This window comes from Bacillus sp. J33, assembly GCF_000518885.1.
In the GTDB taxonomy this organism is placed as follows: domain Bacteria; phylum Bacillota; class Bacilli; order Bacillales; family Cytobacillaceae; genus Cytobacillus.
In genome coordinates, this window is record NZ_JAEL01000144.1 from 1 (window position 1) to 10,607 (window position 10,607).

Below are 10,607 nucleotides of genomic sequence, written 5' to 3' on the forward strand. Positions count from 1 at the left end.
ATTTTGCCAATACTCATGATTAACTCACGTTCATAGTAACCGTTACGATAGTCACGACGCGATACAGAGCGTTCATAGGCAGCTGCGTTTAAATAATCATCTCTCTCTTTTTCCATAAACTCGTTCAATACCAAAACAATGGCTGATCTAACAACTGCATCAATATTCGATTTTAATACAGATTCTTTTAAAAGTTCCAAATCTAGGTTAAACTGTAATTGGGTCATTTTTATTCCTCTTTTCATTGTTTATCGTCGCTGAAAACATTGTAGCCAAGAGTGAATAAAATGAACCCTTTTTCTTTTTACACAATTATATGGACTTAATCCCATGAAGGGTTCATGAGGCCGTAAATCAAACTATCCGGAGCAAAAAGGTCGTCATGAAGGGGTCATGAAGCCACAAATCAAGCCGGCGATAGCAAAAAGGTCGTCATGAAGGGGTCATGAAGCCACAAATCAAGCCTGCCGGAGCAAAAAGGTCGCCATGAAAGGATCATGAAGCCACAAATCAAACCAGGCGGTACAAAAAGGTCGTCAAATATAAAAAAGCACGGCCCCAGCCGTGCTCTCCCTCACCCCAAAGCTCTCTTCAGCCTCTCGAGACCATCAACCAATACTTCATGCGGGCAGGCGATATTCATGCGGACAAACCCTTCGCCGCCGGGGCCGTATTTTGGGCCTGGCTCCAATGCAAGTTTCCCTTTTTCGAGGAGACGGTTCCTCAATTCAGCATCACTTAAACCAAGCGCGCGGCAATCAAGCCATAAGAGATAGGTGCTATCAGGCTCGACCATGGAGATGCCGGGCAATTCTTTTTTTATAAACTTGGCGGCTGTTGTTTTGTTTTCCTCGAGGTAATCCATTAATCCATCAAGCCATTTTTCGCCATGGCGATAGGCTGCTTCCATTCCGATGATTCCAAAGGCAGACAGAGTGAAAAAGCCTTGCTTGCCCTGTTCCTCCTGAAAAGCTTTCTTTAATTGTTCATTGCTGATAATGGCAGCGGATGCCTGGATGCCTGCAAGGTTCCAGGTTTTCGTTGGGGCAATGCAGGTGACCGTAATATCAGCGAATCGCTCATCCAATGAAGCAATCGGAATATGCTTATTCCCTTTAAAAATCAAATCGGAGTGGATTTCATCCGATAGGATCGTGCAGTCATGTTTCAAACACAATTCCCCGATCTGCCGAAGCTCTTCCTCTGTCCACATTCTTCCGCCTGGATTGTGCGGATTGCAGAGCAGGAATAGTTTCACGCCGCCTTCTTTAAGCTTGCTTTCAAAATCGGCAAAATCAATTTCATAGCGCCCATCCTCAAGCTTCAACGGGGAATTCACAACTGTGCGGCCATTCTTTTTAATCATTTCGAAAAATGGTGTATATACTGGAGATTGCAGCATTACCTTATCATTTTTTTCGGTAAAAGCCTGGATAGCAGTGGCAATAGATGGTACTACTCCAGTGCTGTACAGGATCCAGTCATTTTCAATCTTCCATCCATGGCGATTCAAAAGCCATTGTCCAATTGCTTCAGCAGTAGAGTCAGGTGCATATGTATAGCCAAAGATGCCGTGATCCAGTCTTTCTTCAAGAGCTTTCTTTACTTCTTCGGGAGGCTGAAAGTCCATATCAGCGACCCACATAGGCAAAACATCTGTTGTGCCGAAAACCTGCTTAGTCATCCCCCATTTAACAGAAGCAGTATTTTCACGATTGATTTTTTGATGAAAATTAAATTGGTTCATACTGTCACCGCCTTTATGATTCTTTTATGTATCCTGACTCTATGATATGATATTGATACCAAAAATTAAAACAAAGCGGCTTCACAGCCGAATAATAATAGGTGATAATATGGAAATACAGCAAACAAACCTTTTGCTTGTCCACACTCTTGACCAATGGGATCCATTTGGAGTTGGATCAGGCAATTACGATACAGAAATTGCTGATTCAGTACAGGCAGTCCATGATCTTGATGATCGGGATAAGCTGGCCAGAAAAATTCAATCCATATATGAATTTTCTTTTGAGGAAATCATTCCTTTGGAGAAATGCAAGGAAATTTCAGCCCGGCTTCTTGAAATCAAACATAATGGTTCTTGCACAATATAGTGCAATTGCAGAAAAACGGCTGCTGTTAAGGCATGCCGTTTTTTTATTTTCCGCTAAACACTTTCCCGAACCCCGGCACTTTTCTTAAAACTTTTTATATGCTTTAACACATCTTCCGGCCGTTCTTCAGGAACGAGGTGCCCGGTATCGTTTATTACAACCAGTTTGGAATTCTGCAAATCTTTATTCAGGCGTTTCCCAATATGAAGCGGAACGACCCTATCATGCTCTCCCCAAATTAAAAGGCAGGGGGTTTCGATCTTTTTCAAGGCAGCCGGCGGCAAATCGCCTTCCCGGTCGCGAATCATTCTTGTCAATGCCCGGAAAATATCATCTTCCAAAAATGGAGACAAGTATCCAAAGAGCATTTCGTCATCAATCATGGAATGGTCATGGACGACATTTTTCAAGTTCTGCTTAACCCCAGATCGCTGAAGATATAATTTTACATACAAATGAAAGAAGGGGATGTAGCTGGAAAAGATCATATGGGGCTTCATCCTTTTCATATATCCGGAGCTGCATAATAAGACTGCCTGGTCTACGAGATCAGGCTTTGAATGGGCGACATATAAAACAATCTGTCCCCCCATCGAATGGCCAACCAAGGTAACTTTTTCAAAACCCAGTTTTTCCGATAATTGAATGACGGTTTTGGCCAGATTTTTGTATGAGTAAACAAACTGCCTGGACTTCCCGCTTTTGCCGAAGGGAGGCAAATCCATCGAAACCACATTGAATTGTGTCTTCAATAAAGGAATTAGCCTGCGATAGCTAAAGGTGGATGATAAGAAGCCGTGCAGCAGGACCAATGTTTCCCTGGATGATTCGTGCTTGTAATACTCATAGTAAACATCCGTTCCGTTAATAGGCTCTATTCCTGAGAACGTCGCCTCTTCCATTTGCTTTTCCCTCCTTGTATTTTTATATCAGTGATTACGGCGGTCGCCGGTCACTTCATCATTAATGCGTCCCTTTATTTTTCCCTCAATTCCAATCCTGACACATATGAATTTATAAATAAAAAAAAATAATGAAAGTGACATATTATTTTGAGCAGTTTTTGCTATAATGTAACTATTTTATAGAGTAAATCACTAAAAGGTTGGGAGCGGCAAAAATGAAATTAACAGAAAAGCAAATTGAGGTTTTGGAAATTTTAGAAAACAATAGTGCGAGAATCCCGGTTGAAGACATTGCCAAGATGGCAGGATTAAGTGTTGAAGAAACGAATGAAGCCTTAGATAGGCTTGAGGAATTAAAGGTTCTTGTTCGATACTCATCAGTGATTGATTGGTCAAAGGTGGACGGCCATGAAGGCGTTACAGCCATGATCGATGTTAAGGTTGCCCCTAAACGAGGAGTAGGATTTGATGAAGTTGCACAAAGAATTTATCGCTTTAAAGAGGTAAGATCTGTTTATTTAATGTCAGGTGCATATGATCTTTCAGTGATCATCGAAGGGCGTTCAATGAATGAGGTAGCCCGATTTGTTTCCGAAAAGTTATCCACGCTTGATTCGGTTCTATCAACGACAACCCATTTTATATTAAAGAAATATAAGCACGATGGAACGATCTTTGAGCAAAATGAAGATGATAAACGAATTGTGGTGTCTCCGTAATGAACAATACGAAAACCTATCTTTCGAGAACTGTTGAAGATCTGAAGCCATCTGGAATCCGCCGATTTTTTGATCTTGCCGCAGGGATGGAAGGTGTTATCTCTCTGGGGGTGGGGGAACCTGATTTCATAACGCCTTGGTCTGTTAGGGAGGCAGCCATCCTCTCCCTTGAGCAGGGGTACACCTCATACACGGCAAACGCTGGCCTGGTAGAGCTTCGGGAAGAAATTGCAGGTTATATGAAGAAAAGCTTCCGTGTCTCTTATTCTGCTGAAAAAGAAATTATTGTTACAGTCGGTGCCAGCCAGGCATTGGATATTGCCTTACGGGCTATCCTGGATCCGGGCGATGAGGTAATTGTCATCGAACCGAGCTTTGTATCTTATGTTCCGTTAGTAGCCCTTGCCGGAGGGGTGCCGGTACAGGTGCAGACACTAAAGGAGAAAGGGTTTAAAATCCAGCCGGAACAGCTCCAAAACGCAATCACAAGCAGGACAAAAGCGATCATGTTATGCTCTCCAAATAATCCGACGGGCACAATGCTAAGCAAAGGGGAGCTTGAGGGCATTGCTAAAATCGCAGAGAAACATGATTTGCTTGTCCTTTCAGATGAGATTTATGCTGAGCTGGCGTATGAAGGTGAATATACGAGTTTTGCGGCTATTAACGGGATGAGGGAAAGAACCATATTAATATCAGGATTTTCAAAGGGATTTGCAATGACAGGCTGGAGACTGGGATTTGTATGCGCACCAGAACAAATCTCACAGGCGATGCTGAAAATCCATCAGTATGCGATGATGTGTGCACCGACTATGGCACAGTTTGCTGCACTGGAAGCTTTGAAAACAGGCAGAACAGATGTTGAAGATATGAAAAAAAGCTATAGGCGCAGGCGCAATTATTTCGTTCAGTCCCTTAATGATATAGGGTTAACGTGCCATGTGCCGGGCGGAGCATTTTATGCGTTCCCGTCTATTGAAAGTACCGGCCTATCTTCAGAAGCATTTGCAGAAAAGCTGTTGCTGGAGGAAAAAGTTGCAGTTGTGCCAGGCAATATTTTTGGTGAAAGCGGGGAAGGCCATGTGCGCTGCTCCTATGCATCATCCATGGAACAGCTCCAGGAAGCCATCAAACGGATTGGACGTTTTCTTGAACGAAGCCAGAAGGCATAAAAAAAGGACAATCCATTACAGATTGTCAACTTCAAAAAGGGGGGGAATACTAGAAAGCCTTATGCTATAAGGCTATCCAGTATTCTTCTTTTTTATACTTCAATTCTTAGAATTATTTAGCCGGATATTTAATTTCATAAAGCATTTGCATCACCCGGAGAAAATCCTCTTCGCTAAATTCCTTTGCTTTCCTTAGAATGAGCTTTGCTTTTTTTATGCCAATTTCCCGTACAAGCTGTTCAATTTCATAGTCAATTCCTGCCTGGCTTGTCTGAAGTTCCTGTTCCAGCAGCTCTGAAGCCGGTATATCCAGTGCTGTGGAAATTTTCAAAACAGTTTGTGTATCAGGAATTTGGTCACCGTTTTCATATTTTGCAATAGTGCCAGTTCCAACCCTTACTTTTAAGGCAAGCTGCTGCTGGGTCATATTGGCTCGCTCCCTGCACATTTTTATATTATTTCCGATGTTCGACATGATCCATCACCCCTATTTTTTCATTTTTATCCTATTAATAGTTTATCATGTGGAAGTGAACCTGATGTCAGCTCTTCGTGAACATTCCGTTAACATCCTTTCATAAATTGTCCATAAAAATAGGAAATACTGAAGAAGATTAACACGGTAAAAAATGGTGGAAAATCGCTCCTATTTGGCTTTTGATATTCTGTCTAAGTTATGATATAATTTTTTATTGCGTATAAAGAGATAAAATTTGAATTTAATTAGGAGTGTTTTCATGTCAGAGAAAATCGAAGTAGGCAGTGTTATTACAGGAAAGGTAACAGGTATTCAGCCATACGGTGCGTTCGTAGCATTGGATGAGAATACACAAGGATTAGTTCACATCTCCGAAGTAACTCACGGATTTGTCAAAGATATTAACGAACATCTTAAAGTGGGCGATGAGGTAAAAGTAAAAGTTCTATCAGTTGATGAAGAAGCAGGAAAAATCGGATTATCAATCCGCGCAACTGAAGAAGCGCCACAAGCAGAAGCAAAAGCTAGAAAGCCTCGTAAACGCCAGGCGGCGCCAATCAAAATGGAAGACGAATCTGCACAAGGATTCAACACACTTAAAGATAAGCTTCAAGAGTGGATTGAACAGTCCCAGCGCGAGGACCTTATCAAGAAGTAATACAAGGGAAGCCGGGCTTTTGCCCGGTTTTTAAATTTAGTGCAAAAATTGCTTGCTATCGCCCGCAAAATGAGCGTGCGCTCGACAAATTATTTTGCAGTCTGAAAGGCATAGAAACACATATAAAGAGACTTTTTTAACATAAAAATTCAGAAAAGTAGCCTAATTTTATGTTTTGGCATTAATCTTGCAAAGGATACTCAGAAGGGGTTTATTTTAAAAGGAGGGACCTATATGGGAGAAAAGACAGAGAAGAAGATTCCGTTTTGGATGGCTGTTCTGCCGTTGTTGGTAATGATTGCTGTTATGGCTGTCACGATTGTAAAATTTGAGGGAAGCCCTCATGTGCCTTTAATTACAGGTACAATTGTATCCGCTTTCATTGCATGGCACTGCGGTTTTAAATGGAATGATATTGAAGAAGGTTTTTATAAGGGGATAAGACTGGCTCTTCCAGCCATTTTGATTATTATTATGGTTGGTTTGACCATTGGTTCATGGATTGGCGGCGGCATTGTCGCGACAATGATTTACTATGGGCTAAAACTTATTTCTCCTTCCATGTTCCTTGTCTCCATTTGCATTATTAGTGCCATTGTTACCTTGGCAATTGGAAGCTCATGGTCTACGATGGGAACGATCGGTGTCGCAGGCATGGGGATTGGGATCAGCATGGGCATTCCAGCTCCGATGGTGGCAGGCGCCATTATTTCTGGTGCTTATTTTGGAGATAAAATGTCGCCGCTATCCGATACAACCAACTTGGCTGCAGGGATCACAGGGACTGACTTGTTTGAACATATCCGCCATATGTTTTACACTACGATCCCTGCTCTTTTGATTGCAGTAATTGCTTATTGGATTATGGGCAGGCAGTTTGGGGGCAGCGATTTAAACAATGAAAATATAACAGAGATAATGACGGTGCTTTCTGAGAGCTTCTCCATTTCTCCTTGGCTTTTGCTTGTCCCTGTACTAGTTATTTTCCTGGTGGCAAAAAAAGTTCCGGCTCTTCCTGCTTTGGCTGCTGGAGTTCTCCTTGGCTGGCTCTGCCATATTTTCGTTCAAGGCGGCTCTGTTGGGGATGCTGTAAATACCCTGCAAGGCGGCTTTTCGATTGAAAGCGGAAATAGCCTTGTGGATGAACTTTTTAACAGAGGCGGCATCGATGATATGATGTACACTGTTTCATTGACTATAGTTGCCATGACCTTTGGCGGTGTAATGGAACAGACAGGAATGCTAAAAGCAATTGTCGATCAGATTCTGAAGCTTGCACGTTCAGCCCGCAGCCTAGTGGCTACAACAGTTTTATCATCCTTTTTCACAAATATTGCTGCAGCAGAGCAATACATATCCATCTTATTGCCTGGAAGGATGTATGCGCAGGCTTATAAAGATAAAAACCTGCAATCGAAAAATCTCTCCCGTGCACTTGAGGATGGAGGGACAGTAACATCTGTATTTGTACCATGGAATACATGTGCGGTGTTTATCATGTCAACTCTGGCGGTACATCCATTTGAATACGCACCATATGCAATCTTGAATTTCTCGGTGCCTATTCTGGCCATTATCTTTGCGATGATTGGCTATAAAATCACTTTTATGAGTGATAAAGAGAGAAAAGAAATGGAAGCAAATGATCAGAAGGCATCTTAATGAAAAGGCTCCGGGTAAGGAGCCTTTTTTCATTTTTAGGGTTATTAAAAAGTTCTTGGGGAAAAGGAAATCAGAAACAGCACTGTAAAATTTATGAATAGAGAAATGAATTTAGTCAAACACTACAATTTGTCGAAAGGAGTGACATTTATGTCAGAGCAAACACTTTATGAAAGAGTCGGCGGCGGAGAAGCTATTGAGAAGGTGGTCGATTATTTCTATGAGGAGCTAGTGCTGAAGGATCCGACCGTCAACAAATTCTTTGAACATACTGATATGGCAAAACAGAAACGGCATCAATCCAAGTTCATAAGCTATGCGCTGGGAGGACCTAATCAATACTCAGGCAACTCCATGGCCAAAGCGCATGAAGGCATGAACCTGCAGCCGGAACATTTTGATGCCATTGCCAGCCACCTTCATGATGCACTTGCCCATTTCGGTGTAAGCGGAAAGGATATTGACGAAGCACTGACACGAGTTTCAGCGCTTCGTGATGATATTCTATATAAATAAAAGCTCCTTGAGGGGAGCTTTTATTTGTTCTATGGTTAAAAAGGTCTGGATTATTAATGAATGATATCCTTTTTAACCGCGAAAATGGATTATATCCGCAAATTAACGTCCGCCCATAATTTAAATTATGGGCAAAAAAGGTTTTGCCTGTCTGATCCCATGCTGCCTCCTCAGCTCACACAATTCAATTTTATTAAGCCTAAATCTCGACTAATTATATGAATTTAAGAGAAATTTTAATAGAATTCCTTATTTTAGCTATTTTCCTTCTTAACTCCATATTTCCGAAGCCGGTATTGCAGGTTTTGCCGGCTCATGCCAAGAGATTTTGCGGCTTGGGTTATGTTATTGCCGTGATGCTTGAGTACTTTTTTTAGATAATACGTCTCGGCTTCCTGAATATATTGTTCCAGCGGTTTAATGGGCTTGTTTTTCTGGATAAGCAGGTCATCCATGTGGCCGGCATCATTCGGTTCCTCCTTGAACTGGGGTTTGTTCCTGAAATGAAGCGGCAGGTGCACATAGCTGATAGCCTCTTCCTGGTCAATCAGATTCATGGCGCCTTCAATGATGTGCTCCAATTCACGCACATTTCCTGGCCATTCATATTGCTCAAATTTATTCATTACTTCTTCATCAATTACTCCGACATTCATTCCGAAGAGCTGGTTATATTTTTCAATAAAAAACTGTGCAAGGTCCCGGATATCTTTCCGTCGTTCACGCAAAGGCGGTATAAAGAGGGATACGACACTTAGCCGATAGTATAAATCCTTCCGCAGCCTGCCCTCTGAGATGGCATCGATCGGATCCTCGTTAATTGTGGCTATGATTCTAACATCTACGGTCCGATCTTTTGTATCGCCAACCCGACGGACCGTTTTTTCCTGCAACACTCTTAGAAGCTTTGCTTGGAGGGACGGATTGAGAGAGTTGATTTCATCCAGGAGGAGGGTTCCTCCATCCGCCTGTTCAAATAATCCCGGGCGTTCAATCGAGCCGGTAAAGGCGCCTTTTTTTGTTCCGAACAAAAGGCCTTCTATTAAGCTGTCAGGCAGCGCCGCACAGTTTTGCGAGATAAATGGTTTAGAAGAGCGGCTGCTGCCGTTATGAATGCTTTGGGCAAACAGCTCTTTACCGGTTCCAGTTTCCCCGATAATTAATACAGACGAGCTAGTCCTGGTCGCTCTTTTGCTTGCTTCAATCACTTCCCGGATTTCATCGCTGCTGCCGATAATGCTGTCAAAAGTATACCGTGTATCTCCACGCTTGTTCATGTTCTCCCTGATCAGCTTTTCAAGCTTTGTTACATCTCGGGCAATTTCCATCGCACCAATTTGCACATCCTCCTCGATGAGAGGGAAGGTGTTATTGATTGTGGTAATTTCCTGTCCTTTGTTGTTAAAGTAGGTTTGTTTGGCATTTTTAATATTTCTGCCCTTTTGCAGGGCCTGAAGGAGTGTACTGTCTTCGTTTTGATGAAAAGAAAAGACATCCAGCAAATTCTTGTCCAAGACATCTTCATAGTTCATGCCTTCAATCTCAGCCATTTTTTTATTGTAGATAATCGTCTTTCCCTCTTCATCCACGACATGGACGCCGACATTGATTTCGTCTAAAATCCGCTGAAAAATCTTATTTTTTAATTGCAGCTGTTTGAATTCACGATGGGTCATTATGATCTCCTTATCCTGTATTTTACTTAATAGTATAAAGTAAATCAAAATAGTGCAATGGAAATTTGCACCTTGAGATATGCATCCTCTGTTTGTGTGCAAAAATATTTTGCTATTTTAAAATGAAAACGCCTATTTATCAGCTTTTTAAAGTTGGCACAGTTCTTGCATTATAAAATAGCGGAAAAGAAATTTGACTTAAGGGGGATGGAATCATGGTACAGCCGTACAAACATGAACCTTTCACAAACTTTAAAACAGAAGAAAACCGCGAAGCATACTTACAGGGATTAAAAACAGTCGAAAGCTATTTAGGCCAAGACTATGACTTGTTAATTGGCGGAGAGAGAATCTCCACAGAAGATAAAATCGTATCAATCAATCCTTCTAATAAAGAAGAAGTGGTTGGCCGTGTTTCGAAGGCAAACCGCGAGCTTGCCGAGAAAGCGATGCAGGCTGCTGTGGAAGCATTCAAAACGTGGAGAAAAGTAAAGCCGGAAACACGCGCAGATGTNCTGTTCAAAGCTGCTGCGATTATCCGCCGCCGCAAGCATGAGTTTTCTGCCCTTTTAACAAAGGAAGCAGGAAAGCCTTGGAATGAGGCAGATGCTGATACTGCGGAAGCCATTGACTTCCTTGAGTACTATGCACGCCAAATACTAAGAATCAAAGACGGTGTTCCTGTGAACAGCCGTCCGAAT

12 protein-coding genes are annotated in these 10,607 nt (G+C 42.1%); 7 read left to right on the top strand and 5 right to left on the bottom strand.

Annotation, left to right across the window (positions count from 1 at the left end):
• Nucleotides 1-227: transposase (locus L634_RS31860; protein WP_034263314.1), on the bottom strand; the 227-nt coding region annotated here is incomplete at its 3' end.
• 347 nt (nt 228-574) lie between these two features.
• Nucleotides 575-1,747, bottom strand: a complete 1,173-nt coding sequence (locus L634_RS0126840) for a MalY/PatB family protein (protein ID WP_026585071.1) — start codon at nt 1,745-1,747, stop codon at nt 575-577.
• Between the two features lie 109 nt (nt 1,748-1,856).
• On the opposite strand from L634_RS0126840, the gene L634_RS0126845 reads away from it, so the two are divergent.
• Entirely contained in the window at nt 1,857-2,117 is a 261-nt protein-coding gene (locus tag L634_RS0126845; protein WP_026585072.1) for a DUF1871 family protein, read from the top strand.
• Nucleotides 2,118-2,170: 53 nt separating this feature from the next.
• On the opposite strand, the gene L634_RS0126850 is transcribed toward L634_RS0126845, so the two are convergent.
• Complete coding sequence (locus L634_RS0126850; protein WP_026585073.1) at nt 2,171-3,019, bottom strand: alpha/beta fold hydrolase; 849 nt, start codon at nt 3,017-3,019, stop codon at nt 2,171-2,173.
• Between the two features lie 218 nt (nt 3,020-3,237).
• On the opposite strand from L634_RS0126850, the gene L634_RS0126855 reads away from it, so the two are divergent.
• Entirely contained in the window at nt 3,238-3,741 is a 504-nt protein-coding gene (locus tag L634_RS0126855) for an Lrp/AsnC family transcriptional regulator (protein ID WP_026585074.1), read from the top strand.
• Entirely contained in the window at nt 3,741-4,916 is a 1,176-nt protein-coding gene (locus L634_RS0126860; protein WP_026585075.1) for an aminotransferase, read from the top strand. The genes L634_RS0126855 and L634_RS0126860 overlap by 1 nt, the downstream gene beginning before the upstream one ends.
• A gap of 112 nt (nt 4,917-5,028) precedes the next feature.
• On the opposite strand, the gene L634_RS0126865 is transcribed toward L634_RS0126860, so the two are convergent.
• Entirely contained in the window at nt 5,029-5,391 is a 363-nt protein-coding gene (locus L634_RS0126865; RefSeq protein WP_026585076.1) for a helix-turn-helix domain-containing protein, read from the bottom strand.
• A gap of 262 nt (nt 5,392-5,653) precedes the next feature.
• Between L634_RS0126865 and yugI the strand changes: the two genes are divergently transcribed.
• From yugI to L634_RS0126885, 3 genes are all read left to right on the top strand, one after another.
• The gene (yugI, locus tag L634_RS0126870) at nt 5,654-6,052 is read left to right on the top strand and encodes a S1 domain-containing post-transcriptional regulator GSP13 (protein ID WP_026585077.1); all 399 of its coding nucleotides are present in this window, start codon (nt 5,654-5,656) and stop codon (nt 6,050-6,052) included.
• Between the two features lie 234 nt (nt 6,053-6,286).
• Nucleotides 6,287-7,714 (top strand): Na+/H+ antiporter NhaC, encoded by a 1,428-nt coding sequence (gene nhaC, locus L634_RS0126875; protein ID WP_034263316.1) that lies wholly within the window; start codon nt 6,287-6,289, stop codon nt 7,712-7,714.
• Between the two features lie 150 nt (nt 7,715-7,864).
• Nucleotides 7,865-8,230 carry a group I truncated hemoglobin gene (locus tag L634_RS0126885; RefSeq protein WP_026585079.1) on the top strand — a complete coding sequence of 122 codons (366 nt, stop codon included), beginning with the start codon at nt 7,865-7,867 and terminating at the stop codon, nt 8,228-8,230.
• Between the two features lie 254 nt (nt 8,231-8,484).
• Here L634_RS0126885 and L634_RS0126890 read toward each other — a convergent pair whose 3' ends face one another.
• On the bottom strand, nt 8,485-9,906 hold the full coding sequence (locus L634_RS0126890; RefSeq protein ID WP_034263318.1) for a sigma-54 interaction domain-containing protein: 1,422 nt from the start codon (nt 9,904-9,906) through the stop codon (nt 8,485-8,487).
• A gap of 215 nt (nt 9,907-10,121) precedes the next feature.
• Here L634_RS0126890 and L634_RS31865 point away from each other — a divergent pair.
• The coding region (locus tag L634_RS31865) for an aldehyde dehydrogenase family protein (protein ID WP_034263320.1) at nt 10,122-10,607 on the top strand (486 nt) is incomplete at its 3' end.